Source organism: Nocardia sp. NPDC059691 (assembly GCF_042733915.1).
In the GTDB taxonomy this organism is placed as follows: Bacteria; Actinomycetota; Actinomycetes; order Mycobacteriales; family Mycobacteriaceae; genus Nocardia; species Nocardia sichangensis.
Genome location: NZ_JBHWFB010000005.1, coordinates 259,105 through 278,279 on the forward strand (window position 1 = coordinate 259,105; position 19,175 = coordinate 278,279).

The window sequence follows — 19,175 nt, forward strand, 5'->3', positions numbered from 1 at the left end:
GCGGGTATCGGACCTGGTAAGTGCCGTTCGAACTGCGTTTTCGCCGTTGGGTGATCAGCGCTACACCACGCCGGGGTATGGCATGACTGCCGGTATCCTCCTATGTCGTGGATCTGACGCTGGGCCAGGTGACATTCGGAGACGTGCGGATCGCCTATCGGGATTCGGGGGTGGGCGCGGTCAGCGACATCCCCGTGCTGCTCGTGCACGGCATGGGCGGCGACGGGTACACCTGGGACCGGTTCGCGCGTGTTCTCGTGCGATCCGGACGCCGCGTGATCATCCCCGATCTCCGCGGACACGGCCGTAGCTCACACACCGATTCCTATCTCTTCGACGAGTTCGGCGACGATCTGCTGCGCCTGTGCGACCACCTGGAACTGCCCGTGGTGGATCTGGTCGGGCATTCGCTCGGCGGTTACGCGGTGTCGCGCGTCGCGCAGGAGCGCCCGGAATTGGTGCGCAGGCTGGTCATCGAGGAATGCCCGCTCCCGCTGCGGTCCGGCGCCGAGGAATTGCGCCTGACCCGCCGGCTTCCCACCGCGCCCGAACTGTGGCACGCCACTTCCAGCCTCGTCCGGCACCCGCGCGCGGTGCTCGCTTTCGACCGCTCCATGACGAAGACCGCGCTGGAGCAGTTCCGTAAGCCGAACCCGGAGTGGTGGGACCGACTCTCCGACATCACCGCGCCCACCTTGGTGTTGTGCGGCGGACCGGGCGGCATGGTCGATCCGGAGAAACTCGCCATCCTGCAAGAAAGCATCACCGACTGCACGGTGACCACCTTCACCTGCGGCCACAGCATCCACCGCGACCGCTACCTCGACTTCGCCGCAACCGTCCGCCCATTCCTGGCGGGCTGAACCGCGAGTGGCACATGGTCGTGCGGGTCACGGACGCCTTACCAGTGCGTGCCGGGGACCCAGCGGGCGGCGCGGCGTAGGGCGGTGCCGGTGAGGCGGCGTGTGGTTGATCGGGGGCGGGGCTGGGGGTGTGGTTCGGCCGGTTCTTCGGGGGTGGTCGACTCGCCTTTTGCTGCGGGGGAGTCGGGTAGCGCGCGGTAGTAGCGGTGTAGGACGCGGTCGCGGATCTTCGGGGTGAGCAGCGCGCCGTATTCGGCGATGGTGCCCAAAGGCACGTCGATGCGCTTGGGCCGTTCGGTCAGGGCGCGCACGATGGTCGCGGCCGCCCACTCGGGCGACTCGGCGGGGCCCTGGTCGCCGCTCGGGGTGATCATGGGCGTGCGCACCAGCGGCATGTGGATGGTGGTGAACGTGACGCCATCCGCCATGGTCTCGACGGCTGCCACCTCGGTGAACTTGTCCAGTGCCGCCTTGCTGGCCAGATATGCCGAGAACCGCGGCGTGGCCACCTGCACGCCCGCGCTGCTGATGTTGACGACGTGCCCGAACTTGCGTTCCCGCATCTGCGGCAGCAGGGCCAGCGTCAGCCGCAGCGCGCCGAAGTAGTTGACGGCCATGGTGCGTTCGAAGTCGTGCAACCGGTCGGTGGAGCGGTGGATGGCGCGGCGGATGGAGCGGCCGGCGTTGTTCACCAGCATGTCCACGTGACCGTGTTCGTCCAGGACGGTTTTGATCACCTGGTCGACGGAATCGGAATCGGTGACGTCGCAGGAGTACCCGTAGGCCGAGCCGTCCGCCGCCCTGATCTCGTCGACGACCGCGGCGAGTTCCTCACCACGGCGCGCGAGCAGGAACACGGTGGCGCCCTTGCCTGCGACCGCGAGCGCGGCCGCCCGCCCGATCCCGGAGGATGCCCCGGTGATGAGGACATGCCGCCCGGTGAGGTCGCGGTTGTGGCGCCGGCGGCGGGCGGGCTCAGCGGGGGCGTCGGTCATCGCTGCTGCTCCTTTGCAGGTCTGGTGGCCATGAACTTACTCCAAAGTAAGTTCCCTGCCAAGTGCTCTCGGTCGCATCCGGGATCGGCCGCCCCCGGTCGTCGCGGCGTGTCGCGCCGGTGCGGCCTGCCGGTTCGAGAACCGCACGCGGCCTGGGGATTTGCGAATGCGCGAAACGGATCGAACAACTCTCGAAACGTTCGAACATATGTGCGATACTCAGCGCATGTCGGACGATCGGATGGCGGAGGTGTTTGCCGCGGTGCGGCTCGGTGGCGTCGACCCCGCGGCGGGGCGACGGGCGTTGGAAAAGCTCTGGGACGAACTCGGCGAACACGGCGGGGTGTTGCAGCGCTGCGTGGTCGCACATCATCTCGCCGATCTCCAGGAGGAGCCCGCCGAGGCGCTGCGCTGGGATCAGCGCGCGCTGGCCGCGGTGTTCGGGCCCGGTGTGCCGCTCGATGAAGGCCTGCGCGGCTTCTTGCCGTCGCTCTACTTGAACCTGGCCGACAGTCATCGCCGGGTCGGCGAGTTCGAAGTGGCCAGGATGCAGTTGGCCATCGCGCGCGGGCATCTCGACGTCCTCGCCTCCGATGCCTACGGCGCGCTCATCCGGACTCGTCTGAAAGGTGTCGAGGCCGCTCTGTCCGCCGGTTCCGTGGAGCGTCTCCGGGCGTCCTGACCTGCCTGTACATCGTCCGTCTTCGAATGTATGTTCGAGACGAGGAGGTGAGTCGTGGGCTGGGGAAACGGTCCGCCCAGCTGGGCGGAGATGGAGCGGGTGCTGTCCGGGCGGCCGAGCCCCGATGTGACGTATCCGGGCGACGGCGGCGACAGTCCGGCGTGGTCGCGTAAGCGCGGCGAGTACCGGCCCGAGCCGGTGCGCCCTGTCGATGAACCGACGGTCCCGTACGCGGAGCTGCACGCGCATTCGGCCTACAGCTTCCTGGACGGTGCGAGCCAGCCGGAGGAACTGGTGGAGGAGGCGGTGCGGCTCGGCCTGACGGCGATCGCGCTCACCGACCACGACGGCTTCTACGGCACCGTCCGTTTCGCCGAGGCGGCCAAGGAATGGGGCATGCCCACCGTCTTCGGAGCCGAACTGTCGCTCGGCACGGCACTCGAACCACACGTGCCGGGCGCCGTGCGCGGGCACGCCGCCGCCCCCGACTCGGCGCCGCGCACCGGCGCGCCGGACCCGGCCGGGCCGCACCTGCTGGTGCTGGCCCGCGGCCAAGAGGGCTACCGCAGGCTTTCCCGAGAGATCGCCGCCGCGCACATGGCCGCAGGGGAGAAGGGCATCCTGCGCTACGACCTCGACACGCTCACCGCGGCGGCCGAGGGGCACTGGCACATCCTGACCGGATGCCGGAAGGGTCACCTGCGCCAGGCGCTCGAACTCGACTCGCGCGCGGGCAGCACCCGGCTCGAGCGTTCGGAAGCCGCGTTGCGGGAACTCACCGACCGCTTCGGCGCCGATCGGGTGAGCGTGGAACTCACCCATCACGGCATCCCGGAGGACGACGAGCGAAACGCTCATCTCATCGCCCTGGCCGATCGTCTCGGCCTCCCGGTGCTCGCCACCACCGGAGCGCATTTCGCCGCACCGAGCGGGCGTCGCCGAGCCATGGCGCTCGCGGCGATCCGGGCCAGGCAGAGCCTGGACGAGATGGCGGGCTGGCTGGCCCCTGCGGGCGGTGCGCACCTGCGGTCAGGGGCGGAGATGGCGCGGTTGTTCGCCGACTGCCCGCAGGCGGTGGCGAACGCGGCGGCCCTGGCTCGCGAATGCGCCTTCGACCTGCAGTTGATCGCTCCGAACCTGCCGCCCTTCGACGTGCCCGCCGGACACGACGAGCAGTCCTGGCTGCGCGAACTCGCCATGGCGGGCGCCGCGGCGCGCTACGGGACTCCCCAGGAGAACCCGGAGGCCTACCGGCAGATCGAGCACGAGCTCGCGGTGATCAACGACCTGGAATTCCCCGGTTACTTCCTGGTGGTGCACGACATCGTCAGCTTCTGCAAGGACAACGACATCCTCTGCCAGGGCCGCGGGTCGGCAGCCAACTCCGCGGTCTGCTACGCGATCGGCATCACCAATGTCGACCCGGTGCGCAACCACTTGCTGTTCGAGCGTTTCCTCTCCCCGGAGCGCGACGGCCCGCCGGACATCGACGTCGACATCGAATCCGATCGCAGAGAAGAGGCGATCCAACACGTCTACCGCAAGTACGGCCGCGAATACGCCGCGCAGGTGGCCAATGTGATCACCTATCGCGGCAAGTCCGCGGTGCGCGATGCCGCACGGGCGCTGGGTTTCTCGCCCGGCCAGCAGGACGCGTGGAGCAAGCAGGTGAGCCGCTGGACCGGCGTGGGCGCGGAGACGAACACCGACATCCCCGCCGAGGTGCTGGAACTGGCCGCCGATATCGAGGGGCTGCCGCGGCATCTCGGCATCCATTCCGGCGGCATGGTGATCTGCGACCGGCCGATCGCCGACGTCTGCCCGGTGGAATGGGCGCGCATGTCCGGCCGCAGCGTCCTGCAGTGGGACAAGGACGATTGCGCGGCCATCGATCTGGTGAAGTTCGACATGCTCGGCCTCGGCATGCTCTCCGCGCTGCACTACATGATCGACCTGGTGCGCGAGCACGAAGGCGAGACCGTCGAGCTGCACGCGCTCGACCTGGCCGAACCCGAGGTCTACGAGATGCTTTCGCGCGCGGACTCGGTCGGTGTCTTCCAGGTGGAGTCGCGTGCGCAGATGGCCACCCTGCCCCGGCTGCGCCCGCGCAGCTTCTACGACCTGGTGGTCGAGGTGGCGCTGATCCGCCCCGGCCCGATCCAGGGCGGGTCGGTGCATCCCTATATCCGCAGGCGCAACGGGGCCGAGGACGTCGTCTACGACCATCCGGCGCTGAAGAATTCGCTGGAACGCACGCTCGGCGTGCCGCTGTTCCAAGAGCAGCTCATGCAGATGGCCGTCGACGTCGCCGGATTCACCGCCGTGGAGGCCGATCAGCTGCGCCGCGCCATGGGCTCCAAGCGGTCACCGGAGCGCATGGAACGTCTCAAAGCGCGGCTCTACCAGGGCATGCGGGAGCGGCACGGCATCACCGGCGAGGTCGCCGACCGTATCTACGAGAAGCTCTACGCCTTCGCGAATTTCGGCTTTCCCGAGAGTCATTCGCAGAGCTTCGCCTCGATCGTCTACTACTCGGCCTGGTTCAAACTGCATCATCCCGCCGCCTTCTGCGCGGGTCTGCTGCGCGCCCAGCCGATGGGGTTCTACTCGCCGCAATCACTGGTCGCCGACGCGCGTAGGCACGGGGTCGTGGTGCACGGTCCCGACGTCAACGCCAGCCGCGCCGAGCCCACCCTCGAGGCGAAGGGCACCGAAGTACGCCTCGGTCTCGCCGCGATCCGCCAGATCGGCGACGACCTCGCCGAGCGCATCGTCGCCGCCAGGGGCGAGCGACCCTACACGTCTTTCCTCGACCTGACCGGCCGGGTGGAACTCACTGTCGCGCAAGCGGAATCGCTCGCCACGGGGGGCGCGCTCGGCAGCCTGGGCAGCGCCCGCAGGGAAGCGCTCTGGGCGGCGGGCGCCGCCGCGGGTGAGCGCCCGGACCGGTTGCCCGGCACCGGCGCGTCCACCACCGCGCCCGTCCTGCCCGGGATGAGCGATCTGGAGACGGCCGCCGCCGACGTCTGGGCCACGGGCGTTTCGCCGGGCAGTTACCCGACGCAGTTCCTGCGCCCCCACCTGGACGCCCTCGGCGTCATACCCGCCTCCGGCCTGCGCACCGTGCCCGACGGCTCGCGGGTCCTGGTGGGCGGCGCGGTGACGCATCGGCAGCGTCCCGCGACCGCGGAGGGCATCACCTTTCTCAATCTGGAAGACGAAACCGGCATGGTGAACATCGTCTGCTCGCTGGGGCTGTGGCGGCGCTACCGGCGCCTGGCCCAAGGCGCGGCCGCGCTGCTCATCCGCGGGCGGGTGCAGAATGCCGAGGGCGTGGTCAGCGTGGTCGCCGAACATCTGCAGCGCATGGATCTGCGGATGGCGTCCAAATCGCGCGACTTCCGTTGAGCCGGTTGCTTTAAGGAAGTGTTAGAAGCGTTCTAGAGAACCGTTATGCGCGGCTTTTCGCGCAGTGCGAACCGCTACTGTGCCAGGCATGAGGAAGCTTGCTGTGCTGTGCGTGGGCGCGCTGGGGTTGATCTTGCTCACCGGCTGCGGTGACGACAACGCGGCACCCGCCCGGGATCGGACGCCGACGATCGTCACCGGGCCGGGACCCGCGGCTCCCGCGCTCGTGCCCCCGGGGCTGCACGAACAGGCGCCGCCCAAGCGGGAGGACAACTCCGGCGCCGAACCGACGTCCACCCGCAAGGAGGTGGTCACCGGCAGTGTCGAGATCACCGCGGACGCGCCGGTCACCGCGGCGGGCACGATCATCGACCAGGTGCGCGCCGCGGGCGGCCGAGTCGACAGCCGCACCGAGCAGCCCGGCACCGACGACACCGAGCCAAGCGCCACGCTCGTCGTCCGGTTGCCCGCGGACAAGACCGACGCGTTCATCGCGGGCCTCGGCGGGGTCGGACAGATCACGCGGGTCACCACCAACCGCGACGACGTCACCATGCACTGGGAGGACCTGGACGCGCGGATCAAGGCACTGCAAGCCTCGGTCGACCGGCTGCGCGGACTCATCGCGGGCGCCACCACCACCTCCGACTTGATCGCCGCCGAGCAGGCGCTGTCCAGCCGCCAGGGTGAGCTGGACAGCCTCAGCGCGCAGAAGCGCAGGCTCGACGACCAGGTGGCCCTGTCCACGCTGACCATCGACGTCACCACCGATCACAAGAACTCCGGCGACGACCCCGACAACTTCTGGGACGGCATCGTCTCCGGCTGGAACTCGCTGGTGGGCTGGCTGCAGGACGCGATCGTGTTCAGCGGCAAAGCGATTCCGTGGCTGGGCTTCCTCGCGGTGGTAGCCGCCGTGCTGTGGGGGATCGTGCGCCTGGTGCGGCGGCGCAAGCCCACGCCTGGTGCGGGAGAATCGGCACCGGAGCCGGTGAGCAGCGCCTCGGATGGCGCGGAGACCAGCGCAGGAGGCAAGAGTGCCGACGGTGGTAAGGGCGACGATCAAGCCGAACAGCCGTAAGGGACCGCTGGTGGAGACCCTCGACGACGGGAGCCTGCAACTGTACGTGCGGGCTCCCGCCGTCGAAGGCAAGGCCAACAAGGCCGCCATCGAGTTGCTCGCAGGCCACTACGGAGTCCCCAAGTCCGCCGTCCGGCTGACGGCGGGTGCGACCTCCCGCTTCAAACGATTCGAAATCGACATGCCTTGACGTCGCCGCCGCAGCTCAAATGCCGCCGGGGAAGCCGAGTTGGCGCCATGCTTCGTAGACGGTCACCGCGGCCGCGTTGGAAAGGTTCATGGAGCGGCGACCGGGCAGCATCGGGATGCGCAGCCGGTCGGTGATGCGCGGATCGGCCAGCACCTCCGCGGGCAGGCCGGTGGGTTCGGTGCCGAACAGCAGCACGTCGTTCTCGCGATAGGCCACGTCCGTGAACCGAGTGGTGCCCTGGGTGGTGAACGCGAAAACCCGCTCCGGGCGCAGTACCTCCCATGCCGCCGCCAGATTCGGGTGCACCGTCACCGACGCCAGATCGTGGTAGTCCAACCCGGCCCTGCGCAACTTCGGCTCCGACAGATCGAATCCCAACGGCTCGATCAGATGCAGATGACACCCGGTCCCCGCGACCAACCGGATCGCGTTGCCGGTATTCGGCGGAATGCACGGCTCATGGAACATCAGATGGAACACGACGCATCAGTCAACCAGGTCACCGGAGCCGTCCGCCCGCACCCCACACGAGTGGCGCACCGCCGCGGGGAGTACTCGCGATTCGCCGCAGCCATGCGCCACTCGTCGACCACCGGACCGGTCTGCAAGAATCGGGAAGGTGACCGATGCCGATACGCCTATCGCCCGGGCCGGACGCCGCGGTTCGGGAGCGGAGTTCTTGCGTTCTCATCTGCCGATGGTCGTCGTGACGCTGGTCATCGTGGTGGCGGTGGTGTTCGTGGCGTCCGATCGTTGGCGGCGCGGGACGTTCTTCTTCGGCGGTGCGACGCTGCTGGCGGCGGCATTCCGGCTGTGCCTGCCGACTACCCGGGTGGGGCTGCTGGCGGTGCGCAGCAAGCCGTTCGACGTCGGCGCGCTGACGCTGCTGGGGTCGAGCATCCTGTTCCTCGCGGCCACGATCAACACGCTCGGCGTCGGCTGAGGGCGGGCGACCCAGCGATGGCCGGGTCGTCCTTGTGCTCAGCGGGCAGCGGCGAATCGCTCGGCGAAGACCGTCCGCTCGCGCGGACGACGCCCCGGGTGCGGAGGGGCGGCGTCGCTGTAGCCGATGGTGACCAGTACCGCGATGGCGAGATCTGCCCGGTCGCCGATACCGATGGCTTGCTTCACCGACTCCGCGTCCCAGCCGTTCATCGGCGCCGAGGCCAAGCCGAGCCCGGTCGCCGCGAGCATCGCGTAGGTGGCCGCGATCATCGCGTTCTTGACGGCGTTCTCCCGCAGCAGTCCGCGCTGTTCCAGCGCCAAATATTCGGCGCGTGTGTCGAACATGGCGGTGAACTCGGCGTTCCACGCGCCGTTGCGACCAGCTAGTTCGGCGATGTCGGCGTTGCGGTCTCGCCAGGCGGCGGCGTCGGCGACGAAGACCAGCACCACCGGCGCCTCCCTCGGCTGCGGCTGGCCGAACGCCGCCTCCGACAGCGCGGCGCGGCCGGATTCGCTGGTCACCACCACGATCGACCGGTCCTGCATATTCCATGCGCTCGGCGCTTGCATCGTCAGCTCGAGCAACTCTTCGATCAGTTCGGGCGCCACCGGGTCGGGGCGATAGTGTCGCACCGTGCGACGTCCACGGATCGCATCGGCTACCGAAAGTGTCTTTGTCTCCATATTTCTAACTATCGGAGAGTCACACTCCAATAGGAAGAAGGCACTATTTGGTGCGCTACACTCCAATAGGTGCCCACCTATATCGAAGGTTCCGGCCTTCCCGCCGACGTGTACTCCGCGAAGTGCCCCACGCGGGAGATCCTCGACCACATCGCGGGGAAATGGACGGTCCTGATCATCGACGCGCTCGCCGACGGCACCATGCGCTACACCGATCTGCGCCACCGTATCGAGGGCATCTCCCAGAAGATGCTGACGCAGACGTTGCGGCAACTGGAGAGCGACGGTTTCGTCACGCGCACAGTGCATCCCACGATCCCGCCACGAGTCGACTACACGCTGACAGAGTTGGGGCACAGTCTGCGCACGCCGATAGCGGCGCTGCGGGAGTGGATCGAAACCAACATCAACCGCATCGAAGCGGCGCGGCGAGCCGCAGCGCTCTGAGAGTGGACGGCATCACGGCGCGAGGTACCGATCAGTGCGGGCGCGAGGGGAAGCGGACCCTTGTCAGCGTTCGGGGCGCACACCGGCGCGGGCCAGGCGCATGGTCTCGGTCAGCAGTTTGGACACCGCCGCCGCCTCGGTGAGGAATCCGTCGTGCCCGTCGCGGGAGTGCACGATCTCCAGTCCGTCGCATCCGGGCAGCAGATCGGCGAGTTCCTGCTGGGTCCGCAGCGGATAGAGCCGGTCGGAGTCGACGCCGCCGACCACGCACGGCACCGGCGTCGCCGAGAGCGCCGCCTCGATGCCGCCCCGCCCGCGGCCGACGTCGTGGCGGTTCATCGCCTCGGTCAGCAGCACATAGGTGGCGGGATCGAAACGCTTGCAGAGCTTTTCGGCCTGATGGTCCAGGTAGCTCTGCACCGCGTAGCGTCCGCCGTTCCAGGGGTCCTCGTCGCCCTGCGGCTTGTTCTCGAACCGGTGATCCAGCTCGAATTCGGTGCGGTAGGTCAGGTGCGCGATCCGCCGGGCCAGCGCCATCCCCGTCGTCGGGGCGCGGCCGGTGCCGTGATAGTCGCCGCCCTGCCAGTCCGGATCGGACGTGATCGCCGCGATCTGGGTGGTCTGGGTGCCGATCTGATCGGCGGTGGCGCGGGCTCCGACCGCGAGCACCAGCGCCGCGGCGACCCGATCCGGTGCGCCGACCATCCACTCGAGCACCCGCATACCGCCCATCGACCCGCCGACCACGGCCGCGAGCCGCTCGACGCCGAGCAGGTCGAGCAGAGCGGCTTCGGCGGTCACCTGATCGCGGATGGAGATCCCGGGAAAACGCGCACCCCACGGCTTTCCGTCCGGAGCGGTAGTGGACGGCCCGGTGCTGCCCTTGCAGCCGCCGAGCACGTTCGTCGCGAGCACACACCATTCGTCGGTGTCCAGCGGCGCGCCGGGACCGACCATGCCGTCCCACCAGCCGGGCATCGGGTGCACGCCGTCGGGCTTGCCGACGACGTGCGAGTCGCCGGTCAGCGCGTGTTCGACCAGCACGATGTTGTCCAGGCCGGGGGAGAGCTCACCCCAGCGTTGTACCGCGAGGTGGACGTCCGGGATGACCGCGCCGTTCTCCAGCCGCACGTCCCCGATGGCGATGGTGCCGAGCTGTCCATCCGGGGGCGGCAGGGCGATGCCGGAGGTCCGCGCGCTCGGTTCGGTGTTCACGGTCATGTCGCCGCCGCCGCGAAACCGGCGGGCGGAGGATCCGGGAGGAAGCGCACGACCCCGAACTCGGCACCACGGCTGTGCGGGGCCGACTGCGCCGGGCCTCGCTCGGCCCCGGGCGCGGTGAATTCACTCATGGTTTGCTCCCAAGCAGGTGTTCGCCGGTACAGCAGGGGTTAGCGGTGTGTGGGTGACGAACAACAACACATGCCGGCGACCTCCTGTTACGCGCTTGCTCCCGGCTCTCGGGAGCCAGGTCATCACCCGGAGCACCCCACCGCGGCTGGAGGGTTGCCGACCAGCGAGCCGGGGCTTGACGCTGGTACTCATGACCTGCCCGGCATCATAACCGGCGGGCGGTCAGCGCCCGAAATCCTCCGTCGAACTCACTGGTCCGCAGCGGTCGGCGCCCCGCAGCAGGTGCGCACGAACTCGTCGTAGGCCTCGGTGAACGCCGTCCGCCCCGCCCTGGCCGCGACCGCCAGGTCGTCGTCGAGGAACACATCGTCGGAGCACTCCATGCCGATGTGGCCGATCAGTTGCCAGGTGCCGACGATCAGCCGCACCGGGCGCGCGTCCGGCGTGGTGCCGAGGCGCTCGGCGACCACCGCGGCGATCGCGTGGTTCTTGTCGTCGGCGTGCTCCATGCTGCGCGCGCTGACCGACGGGCTGCTGCGCAGAATCCGCTGCATCTTCTGGAACTGCCGGAACGACAGCGGATCCGCCTCGCCCGCCGCGGCGGCTTCATCGACCACGTGCAGGAAGGCCTGGCGCAGCGCCCCGAGTTCGTTGCCCGTGCGGGGCAACTCGCGCAGCGTCTCGGCGATGGTCTGCCCGAAATCCTGCACCGGCCCCAGGACGATGTCTTCTTTGCTGTCGAAATAGCGGTTGATCGTGCGCGGCGAGACGTCCGCGGCGTTGGCGATCTGCTCGATCGTGGTCGCGTCGAAGCCCTGTGTGTCGCACAGATCGAGGGCCGCGGCGATGATCCGCAGCCTGGTCTGTTGCTTCTTGCGTTCGCGCAGGCCCTGGGTCGCCGGGCCGCCGGCGGCGCGGTCGGCCGCTGCGCCCGCGCCCGTCGGCGCCGATAACTCGAGCATGCCCCCATGTTAACGCAACCTGCCGTTTTCCTGTCCGTAACGGTCAAATGTCGTAACACGACATTTTGCGCTTGACGACAAATGTCGGTCGATGACAGGATTGCTCCGGACATCGAGGACGAGGAGAAGACCGTGACCGAGACCGCGACAGCGGTGCACGCGCCGCAGCGGGTGAGCGGTTCAGCGCGTTGGCTCGCGCTGGGAGTGATCGCGTTAGCCCAGCTCATGGTGGTGCTGGACGCCACCATCGTGACGATCTCGCTGCCGTTCGCGCAGCGGGATCTCGACATCAGCGACGGCAACCGGCAATGGATGCTCACCGCCTACACGCTGATCTTCGGCGGCCTGCTGCTGCTCGGCGGCAGGCTGGCCGACTACCTCGGCCGACGCCGGATCTTCATCATCGGCCTGATCGGCTTCGCGAGCGCGTCGGCGCTGGCCGGTCTCGCGCAGACCGGCGCGGAACTGTTCGCCGGACGCGCGTTGCAGGGCGCGTTCGCCGCACTGCTGGCTCCGGCCGCGCTCTCGCTGCTGTCGGTGACCTTCACCGAGCCCGGCGAGCGGGCCACCGCGTTCGGTGTGTTCGCGGGCATCTCCGCGGGTGGTGCGGCGCTGGGGCTGATCGCCGGTGGCGCGCTCACCGAATACGCCTCCTGGCGCTGGTGCCTGCTGGTCAACACGCCGATCGCGCTGATCGCGCTGCTCGGCGCGCTGGCCTGGGTGGCGAAGGACGTGCCCGCGCCGCGCAGCGGGGGATACGACGTGCCAGGAGCCGTCACCGTGACGCTCGGTCTGATCGCCATCGTGTACGGCTTCAGTCGTGCCGCCGACGACGGCTGGCTGGCGGGCAGCACGCTGGCGCTGCTGGTCGCCGGGCTGGCCTTGCTCGTCGCCTTCGTCGCGATCGAACGGCGCTCGGCGAACCCGCTGCTGCCGTTGCACATCCCGGGTGAGATCAACCGGGGCGGCGCGTTCCTCGCCGCGCTGCTCATCCCGATCGCGATGTTCGCGATGTTCCTGTTCCTGAGCTTCTACTTCCAGATCACGCTGGGCTACTCCGCCCTGAAGGCGGGCTTCGCGTTCCTGCCCTTCCCTGCGGGCATCGCGATCTCGGCGGGTGTCACCAGCGCTCTGCTGCCGAAGCTCGGCCCGCGTCCGCTGATGCTGGCCGGGGCCGTGCTGGGCGTCGTCGGCCTGGTGCTGCTGGCTCAACTGAGCTTCGGTGACAGCTTCCTCGCCGGTGTGCTGCCCGCTCAGGTGCTCATCGCGCTCGGTATGGGTCCGCTGTTCGTCGGCATGCAGACGGTCGCGCTGCATCAGGTGGAGGAAGAGGACTCCGGCGTCGCCTCCGCGCTGCTGAACGCGGCGCAGCAGGTCGGCGGGGCGGTCGGCACGGCGCTGCTGACCACCATCTCGGTGCAGGTCGCCAAGACCTTCGCGCAGGACAACCCTGGCATCGACAACCTGGCCGCGCGGGCCGCGATCCACAGTTACGACGTGGCCTTCTACGTCGGCGCCGGGTTCTTCTTGGCGGCCGTCCCGATCATCGCGCTGATGATCCGGGACCGGCCGGAGAACCTGATCGAAGGTTCCGAGGACGGGGCACGGCTTCCGGTCGCGGTCTGATCCACCGGAACGAGGTCCGCGCGGCGTGCTGACGCCGCGCGGGCCTCGTCGTGTGCCAGGCGGTTGCCGTGCTGGAACGGAAGGCGGATCATGGCGGCGACGGCGGTTGCGCGGGTGCCCGCCGAGGCGCTGGAAGGCGTTGCCTACCAATCGGTGGCAAAGGTGGTCCAGCTCACTCCGGGGGCTGCCCGTGCGGTGAGGACTTCGGCAGCAGTACGCTTGTCTTGTTTGCACCACATGTCCCGCCGACAACGCGGGACATATACGTTGTCTGTTGGAACAGCTGGGGTCCGCTCACAAGCGTGTTCGCCTGGCCGTGCAATGAGGGCACCATCCTAGGAGGACACGAAGATCCATGTCCAAGATCAAGGTTGAAGGCACCGTCGTAGAACTCGACGGCGACGAGATGACCCGGATCATCTGGCAGTTCATCAAGGACAAGCTGATCCACCCCTATCTCGACGTGAACCTCGAGTACTACGACCTCGGCATCGAATACCGCGACAAGACCGATGATCAGGTCACCGTCGACGCCGCCGAAGCCATCAAGAAGCACGGCGTCGGTGTGAAATGCGCCACTATCACCCCGGACGAGGCGCGAGTCAAGGAATTCGGCCTCAAGAAGATGTGGCGGTCGCCCAACGGCACCATCCGCAACATCCTGGGTGGCACCATCTTCCGGGCCCCGATCATCATCTCGAACGTTCCGCGGCTGGTGCCGGGCTGGACCAAGCCGATCATCATCGGCCGTCACGCCTTCGGTGATCAGTACCGCGCCACCGACTTCAAGGTGTTCCAGGGCGGTACCGTCACCGTGACCTTCACCCCGGACGACGGCAGCGAGCCGATCGTGCACGAGGTCGTGAAGATGCCCGAGGAGGGCGGTGTCGTCCTGGGCATGTACAACTTCCGCAAGTCCATCGAGGACTTCGCGCGGGCGTCGTTCAACTACGGCCTGCAGCAGAACTACCCGGTGTACATGTCGACGAAGAACACCATCCTCAAGGCCTACGACGGCATGTTCAAGGACACGTTCCAGGACATCTTCGACGCCGAGTTCAAGAGCCAGTTCGACGCCGCGGGCCTGACCTACGAGCACCGGCTGATCGACGACATGGTCGCCTCCTCGATGAAGTGGGAGGGCGGCTACGTCTGGGCGTGCAAGAACTACGACGGCGACGTGCAGTCCGACACGGTGGCGCAGGGCTTCGGCTCGCTCGGCCTGATGACCTCGGTGCTGCTGACCCCGGACGGCCGCACCTGTGAGGCCGAGGCCGCCCACGGCACCGTCACCCGGCACTACCGCCAGCACCAGCAGGGCAAGCCGACCTCGACCAACCCGATCGCGTCCATCTTCGCCTGGACCCGCGGGCTCGAGCATCGCGGCAAGCTGGACAACACCCCCGAGGTCATCGGCTTCGCGCAGACCTTGGAGGACGTCGTCATCAAGACCGTCGAGGGCGGCCAGATGACCAAGGATCTCGCGCTGCTCGTCGGCGGTGACCAGGGCTATCTGAGCACCGAGGAGTTCCTCGGCGCGCTGGACGCCAACCTGGCTCGCGCGCTGCGCTGATCCGGGGCCGAGCCGCGTCGCTCGGCCGACTCCGGCGCTGGGTGGTCACCCAGCGCCGGGCTGAACATCGGGCACCCGCCCCACCCTCGGTGGAACGGGTGCCCGGACTGTTCGGCCGTGAGGATGTTGGACAGACCTGCCCGGTTGACCGCCAGGTCGGAGAAGTTCACCGGGAATTCGCGCGGGGCGCGGCGATCTTCCGGCGCGGGCATGGCCCGAGCTGATAGCTGGCACCGCGACGATGCTCGAAGGTGGCGGGCCGACTACGGTCGTCGGTCTGTATTGGGCGAATTCTCCTGTTCAACTGCGTAGTTCGTCGGCGGCACGTGGGCGAACTCACGTTCGCTGGGGAAGCGATCGCAGGCCGAGGCCGGTTACATGAACACGTGACCAGCGCCCTGACCACCAGCACCACCGCGCCGCCCGGACGAACCGATTGGCACGTGCCCGCGATGCTCGCCCTGGCCCTCGGCGGATTCGGGATCGGGACCACCGAATTCGTCACCATGGGTTTGCTGCCGGACATCGCGTCGGCCATGCGGGTCTCCGAGCCGACCGCGGGGCACTCGGTATCGGCCTACGCGCTCGGTGTGGTGATCGGCGCGCCACTGATCGCGGCGCTGTGCGCGCGGATGCCGCGCAAGCGCCTGCTCGTCGCGCTCATGGTGGCGTTCACCCTGGGAAATGCGGCGACCGTCCTGGCGCCCTCGTTCGAGACGCTGGTTCTCGCGCGATTCGTCTCAGGTTTGCCGCACGGTGCCTACTTCGGTGTCGCCTCGTTGGCCGCCGCCACTCTCGCCCCGGTAGGGCAGCGGGCAAAGGCGGTTGCCGCGGTTATGCTGGGATTGAGCGCCGCCAATGTTGTCGGCGTTCCCGCCGCTACGTGGCTCGGCCAGCATCTCGGCTGGCGCGATGCGTTCGTGGTCGTCGCGCTCATCGGAGTGACCACCGTGGCGGCGCTGCTGCGCTTCGTGCCGGAGCTCACCGGCATCACGGTGACCAACCCGATGACCGAACTCGGCGCGCTGCGTCGCCCGCAGGTACTGCTGACGCTGCTGGTCGGCGCCGTCGGGTTCGGCGGCATGTTCGCCGTCTACACCTACATCGCGACCACACTCACCGACGTGGCGGGTCTGCGGGCCGGCGCGGTTCCCTTGGTGTTGATGCTGTTCGGCGTGGGCATGGTGATCGGGAACATCGTCGGCGGCGTGCTCGCCGATCGCGGCGTGGACCGCGCCATCCTGGTGTCGATGGTCGCGATGACCGTCATCCTCGGTGGCTTCGTCGCCGCCGCGCACAACCCGTACACCGCGGCCTTCGGCGCGTTGCTGGTCGGCGCGTCCGGAGCTGCCTTGGCGCCGGCACTGCAAACCCGTCTGATGGACGTCGCGGCCGACGCCCAGACCCTCGCCGCCGCCCTCAACCACGCCGCCTTGAACATCGCCAACGCCGCGGGCGCCTGGCTCGGCGGCCTGGTCATCGCCGCGGGTCTCGGTTACACGGCTCCGGCCGTGGTCGGGGCGGCCCTCGCGGCGATCGGCGTCGCGTTGTTCACAGTGACCGCTTGGACCGCGCGGAGATCACGCCCGCAGCGAGCGACGCGGTAGCGATGCCGAAGCAGGCCCCGAGGTTGCCGGCGGCTTGCCGGAATTCGGACTCGCCGGGTCGGGCGCGGACTATCCGGCGGGGCGGGCGGCCAGGGCGCGGCCCGCGATGTCGTGCAGGTGCGCCGAGGCGCGTCGCCACCGGCGGCGGGCGCGCTCGTCGTCCGGGTCGATGAAATTCGAGATCAGGATTCCGCGCAGCGCGTCCATGGCCGTGTAGATGAAGTCGCGCGCTTCCTTGCGGCGCACGTCGTCCGGCACGAAGCGGGCGACCGCAAGCAAGACGGCGTTGTTGACGAACGGCTCGACCTTCTCCATCGCCGCGGCCAGCACCGGGTCGGTCCGCCCCGCCACCCACAGTTCGACGGTCGCGATGAACAGCGGACCCTGATGCAGGTCCCACAGGAACTCCAGCGCCGCGGCCACCGGATCGTCGCCGGTTTCGACCCGCGACATCTCCCGCATGGCGGTCTCGGCGCGCAGTTGCGCCAGGTGGCTGATCGCGGCCACCACCAGATCGGTCTTCGAGCCGAAGTGATGGACCTGCGCCCCACGGGTCACCCCGGCGCGCTCGGCCACCCGCGGCGTCGTGGTGCCCGAGTATCCGTACTCGACCAGACAGTCCACCGTCGCGTCCAGTAGCCGGGTGCGCATCTCGGTGCTGCGCTGTTCCTGCGTCCGGCGCTGCTGCTTCACGACTACGCTCCTGGCCACCGTCCGATCCTACACTTACATACAGTGCTGTATGTTCCGCCGTTTCGGTGGGGAAATGGGTGATATCGAGGCTGCCGGGGCGGACTGCGGCCGAGCGCGCCTTCGGAGGTGGCGCTGAAGAAAACATGCATTTTTCACTGTATGTAGCAAGTGAGATGTGATCCGCTGGTTACCAGGGTTGTGGTCCTGCTTCCGCGCGGACCTCTTGTTCACTTACATACAACCTTGTATGTTTGTTTTCATCCGTTCGGCCGCTCGCGGCGTACGCACAATCTGAGGAGTTCGATGGCGAACAAGGTCTACGTCGTCGGTGTCGGCATGACGAAGTTCGAGAAGCCGGGCCGCCGCTTGGTCGAGCAAGCCGACGGCACTACTCGCGCCTGGGACTACCCGGACATGGCCAGGGAATCGGGCACCAAGGCGCTCGCGGACGCGGGCATCACCTACGACCTGGTGGAACAGGCCTACGTCGGCTATGTGTACGGCGAATCCACCTCGGGCCAGCGCGCCGTCTACGAACTCGGCATGACCGGCATCCCGGTGGTCAACGTGAACAACAATTGCTCCACCGGTTCGACGGCGCTGTATCTCGCGGCCCAGGCGATCCGGGGCGGGCTGGCCGAATGCACGCTGGCGCTGGGCTTCGAGAAGATGCAACCCGGTTCGCTCGGGTCCACCTGGGACGATCGCGAGCAGCCGATGGCCAAGCACGTCATGGCGCTGGCCGAGATCTCCGAGGTGCTGTTCCCCGTGGCGCCGTGGATGTTCGGCGCGGCCGGGCGCGAGCACATGAAGCAGTACGGCACCACCGCCGAGCACTTCGCCAAGATCGGCCACAAGAACCACAAGCACTCGGTGAACAACCCGTATTCGCAGTTCCAGGACGAATACACCCTCGAAGACATCCTCGCCTCGCGGATGATCTACGACCCGCTGACCAAACTGCAGTGCTCGCCGACCTCCGACGGGTCCGGCGCGGTGATCCTCGCGAGCGAGGACTTCGTCGACGCCCACGATCTCGCCGGGCAGGCGGTGGAGATCGTCGGCCAGGCGATGACCACCGACTTCGCCTCGACCTTCGACGACACCGCGAAGAACCTGATCGGCTACGACATGAACGTGCAGGCCGCGAGGAAGGTCTATCGGCAGTCCGGACTGGGCCCGGAGGACTTCCAGGTCATCGAGCTGCACGACTGCTTCTCGGCCAACGAACTGCTGCTCTACGAGGCGCTCGGCCTGTGCGGCGCGGGCGAGGCGGGGCAGCTGATCGACGACGGCGAGACCACCTACGGAGGCAAATGGGTGGTCAATCCCTCCGGCGGGTTGATCTCCAAAGGGCATCCGCTCGGCGCGACCGGTCTCGCGCAGTGCTCCGAGTTGACCTGGCAGCTGCGCGGAGCGGCGGACAAGCGGCAGGTGGACGGCGTCACCGCCGCCCTGCAACACAACATCGGCCTCGGCGGCGCGGCCGTCGTCACCGCCTACCAGCGCGCCGACCGCTGACCGCCGACCAACTCGAGGAGTGCGACACATGGGACATATCGAAGCCACCAAGGACGTCAACGCCGCCCCCGAAGCCCTGTGGGCGGTCGTCTCCGACCCGCAGACCTGGGACAAGTGGTTCACCATCCACGAACGCTTCATGGAGGAGCCGCCCGCCGTGCTCAGCGCGGGCGCCAAGCTGGTCGCCAAGATCGTGATGCTCGGCATGGCGAACAAACTGGAATGGACCATCGTCGCGGTGGACGCGCCGAACAAGCTGACGCTCGGCGGCACCGGCATGGCCGGCGTGCGGACCGAGTTCACCTTCGACATCCGGCCCAACGGCGAGGGCAGCACCATCCTCGTGTCGGGTGACTTCGAGGGCGCGTTGATCAAGGGCGCGCTCGGCAAAGCGGTGGAGAAGGACGGCATCAAACAGCTCGACCGTTCGCTCGACCAACTCGACACGTTGGCCTCGGCGGCATGAGCGGTCAGGCCCGGAGGCGGCAGCGGAGCGTGACCACGCAGGGCCCCGCTCGTGCCGGAATCGGACATGGCATGAGCGG

19 protein-coding genes and 1 riboswitch are annotated in these 19,175 nt (G+C 68.3%); of the genes, 12 read left to right on the plus strand and 7 right to left on the minus strand.

The window, feature by feature from the left end; translation table 11 throughout:
- Positions 1–107 precede the first annotated feature (107 nt).
- Positions 108–863: an alpha/beta fold hydrolase gene (locus ACFV2O_RS13765; RefSeq protein ID WP_379252045.1), complete on the plus strand. Its 756-nt coding sequence runs from the start codon at positions 108–110 to the stop codon at positions 861–863.
- Positions 864–901: 38 nt separating this feature from the next.
- On the opposite strand, the gene ACFV2O_RS13770 is transcribed toward ACFV2O_RS13765, so the two are convergent.
- Positions 902–1,858: an SDR family NAD(P)-dependent oxidoreductase gene (locus ACFV2O_RS13770; RefSeq protein ID WP_379252046.1), complete on the minus strand. Its 957-nt coding sequence runs from the start codon at positions 1,856–1,858 to the stop codon at positions 902–904.
- A 226-nt stretch (positions 1,859–2,084) separates the two neighbouring features.
- On the opposite strand from ACFV2O_RS13770, the gene ACFV2O_RS13775 reads away from it, so the two are divergent.
- The 4 genes from ACFV2O_RS13775 to ACFV2O_RS13790 all read left to right on the plus strand — a co-directional run bounded on the left by ACFV2O_RS13775 (position 2,085) and on the right by ACFV2O_RS13790 (position 7,219).
- On the plus strand, positions 2,085–2,540 hold the full coding sequence (locus tag ACFV2O_RS13775) for a hypothetical protein (protein WP_356964698.1): 456 nt from the start codon (positions 2,085–2,087) through the stop codon (positions 2,538–2,540).
- 54 nt (positions 2,541–2,594) lie between these two features.
- The gene (locus tag ACFV2O_RS13780; RefSeq protein WP_379252047.1) at positions 2,595–5,948 is read left to right on the plus strand and encodes an error-prone DNA polymerase; all 3,354 of its coding nucleotides are present in this window, start codon (positions 2,595–2,597) and stop codon (positions 5,946–5,948) included.
- An 88-nt stretch (positions 5,949–6,036) separates the two neighbouring features.
- The gene (locus ACFV2O_RS13785; RefSeq protein ID WP_379252048.1) at positions 6,037–7,029 is read left to right on the plus strand and encodes a DUF4349 domain-containing protein; all 993 of its coding nucleotides are present in this window, start codon (positions 6,037–6,039) and stop codon (positions 7,027–7,029) included.
- Positions 6,986–7,219, plus strand: a complete 234-nt coding sequence (locus tag ACFV2O_RS13790) for a DUF167 domain-containing protein (protein WP_364437822.1) — start codon at positions 6,986–6,988, stop codon at positions 7,217–7,219. Before ACFV2O_RS13785 ends, ACFV2O_RS13790 begins: the two co-directional genes overlap by 44 nt.
- A gap of 15 nt (positions 7,220–7,234) precedes the next feature.
- On the opposite strand, the gene ACFV2O_RS13795 is transcribed toward ACFV2O_RS13790, so the two are convergent.
- The gene (locus ACFV2O_RS13795) at positions 7,235–7,699 is read right to left on the minus strand and encodes a tRNA (cytidine(34)-2'-O)-methyltransferase (protein ID WP_355079013.1); all 465 of its coding nucleotides are present in this window, start codon (positions 7,697–7,699) and stop codon (positions 7,235–7,237) included.
- A 217-nt stretch (positions 7,700–7,916) separates the two neighbouring features.
- Here ACFV2O_RS13795 and ACFV2O_RS13800 point away from each other — a divergent pair, with 217 nt between their 5' ends.
- The gene (locus ACFV2O_RS13800; RefSeq protein ID WP_355079114.1) at positions 7,917–8,162 is read left to right on the plus strand and encodes a DUF3017 domain-containing protein; all 246 of its coding nucleotides are present in this window, start codon (positions 7,917–7,919) and stop codon (positions 8,160–8,162) included.
- A 38-nt stretch (positions 8,163–8,200) separates the two neighbouring features.
- Here the strand turns inward: ACFV2O_RS13800 and ACFV2O_RS13805 are convergent, their stop codons facing one another.
- Positions 8,201–8,848 carry a nitroreductase family protein gene (locus tag ACFV2O_RS13805; protein ID WP_355079015.1) on the minus strand — a complete coding sequence of 216 codons (648 nt, stop codon included), beginning with the start codon at positions 8,846–8,848 and terminating at the stop codon, positions 8,201–8,203.
- 69 nt (positions 8,849–8,917) lie between these two features.
- On the opposite strand from ACFV2O_RS13805, the gene ACFV2O_RS13810 reads away from it, so the two are divergent.
- Positions 8,918–9,295 (plus strand): winged helix-turn-helix transcriptional regulator, encoded by a 378-nt coding sequence (locus ACFV2O_RS13810; protein WP_379252049.1) that lies wholly within the window; start codon positions 8,918–8,920, stop codon positions 9,293–9,295.
- A 63-nt stretch (positions 9,296–9,358) separates the two neighbouring features.
- Here ACFV2O_RS13810 and ACFV2O_RS13815 read toward each other — a convergent pair whose 3' ends face one another.
- The 3 genes from ACFV2O_RS13815 to ACFV2O_RS13825 form a co-directional block, all read right to left on the minus strand.
- Entirely contained in the window at positions 9,359–10,516 is a 1,158-nt protein-coding gene (locus tag ACFV2O_RS13815) for a homoserine O-acetyltransferase (protein ID WP_379252050.1), read from the minus strand.
- Positions 10,513–10,647 carry a hypothetical protein gene (locus ACFV2O_RS13820; protein ID WP_379252051.1) on the minus strand — a complete coding sequence of 45 codons (135 nt, stop codon included), beginning with the start codon at positions 10,645–10,647 and terminating at the stop codon, positions 10,513–10,515. Before ACFV2O_RS13820 ends, ACFV2O_RS13815 begins: the two co-directional genes overlap by 4 nt.
- 86 nt (positions 10,648–10,733) lie before the next feature.
- Positions 10,734–10,844: riboswitch (SAM riboswitch) on the minus strand.
- A gap of 52 nt (positions 10,845–10,896) precedes the next feature.
- Positions 10,897–11,610, minus strand: a complete 714-nt coding sequence (locus tag ACFV2O_RS13825) for a TetR family transcriptional regulator (protein WP_379252052.1) — start codon at positions 11,608–11,610, stop codon at positions 10,897–10,899.
- A gap of 132 nt (positions 11,611–11,742) precedes the next feature.
- Between ACFV2O_RS13825 and ACFV2O_RS13830 the strand changes: the two genes are divergently transcribed.
- The 3 genes from ACFV2O_RS13830 (at position 11,743) to ACFV2O_RS13840 (ending at position 16,416) form a co-directional block, all read left to right on the plus strand.
- Complete coding sequence (locus ACFV2O_RS13830) at positions 11,743–13,236, plus strand: MFS transporter (RefSeq protein WP_379252053.1); 1,494 nt, start codon at positions 11,743–11,745, stop codon at positions 13,234–13,236.
- Positions 13,237–13,591: 355 nt separating this feature from the next.
- On the plus strand, positions 13,592–14,809 hold the full coding sequence (locus ACFV2O_RS13835) for an NADP-dependent isocitrate dehydrogenase (RefSeq protein WP_355079025.1): 1,218 nt from the start codon (positions 13,592–13,594) through the stop codon (positions 14,807–14,809).
- Positions 14,810–15,195: 386 nt separating this feature from the next.
- Positions 15,196–16,416 (plus strand): MFS transporter, encoded by a 1,221-nt coding sequence (locus ACFV2O_RS13840; protein WP_379252054.1) that lies wholly within the window; start codon positions 15,196–15,198, stop codon positions 16,414–16,416.
- A 69-nt stretch (positions 16,417–16,485) separates the two neighbouring features.
- On the opposite strand, the gene ACFV2O_RS13845 is transcribed toward ACFV2O_RS13840, so the two are convergent.
- Positions 16,486–17,067 (minus strand): helix-turn-helix domain-containing protein, encoded by a 582-nt coding sequence (locus tag ACFV2O_RS13845; RefSeq protein WP_356964887.1) that lies wholly within the window; start codon positions 17,065–17,067, stop codon positions 16,486–16,488.
- A 345-nt stretch (positions 17,068–17,412) separates the two neighbouring features.
- On the opposite strand from ACFV2O_RS13845, the gene ACFV2O_RS13850 reads away from it, so the two are divergent.
- Both ACFV2O_RS13850 and ACFV2O_RS13855 read left to right on the plus strand, forming a co-directional pair.
- Positions 17,413–18,630, plus strand: coding sequence for a lipid-transfer protein (locus tag ACFV2O_RS13850; protein WP_379252055.1), 1,218 nt, complete (start codon positions 17,413–17,415; stop codon positions 18,628–18,630).
- Positions 18,631–18,658: 28 nt separating this feature from the next.
- Positions 18,659–19,096 (plus strand): SRPBCC family protein, encoded by a 438-nt coding sequence (locus ACFV2O_RS13855; protein ID WP_356964688.1) that lies wholly within the window; start codon positions 18,659–18,661, stop codon positions 19,094–19,096.
- Positions 19,097–19,175: the final 79 nt, after the last annotated feature.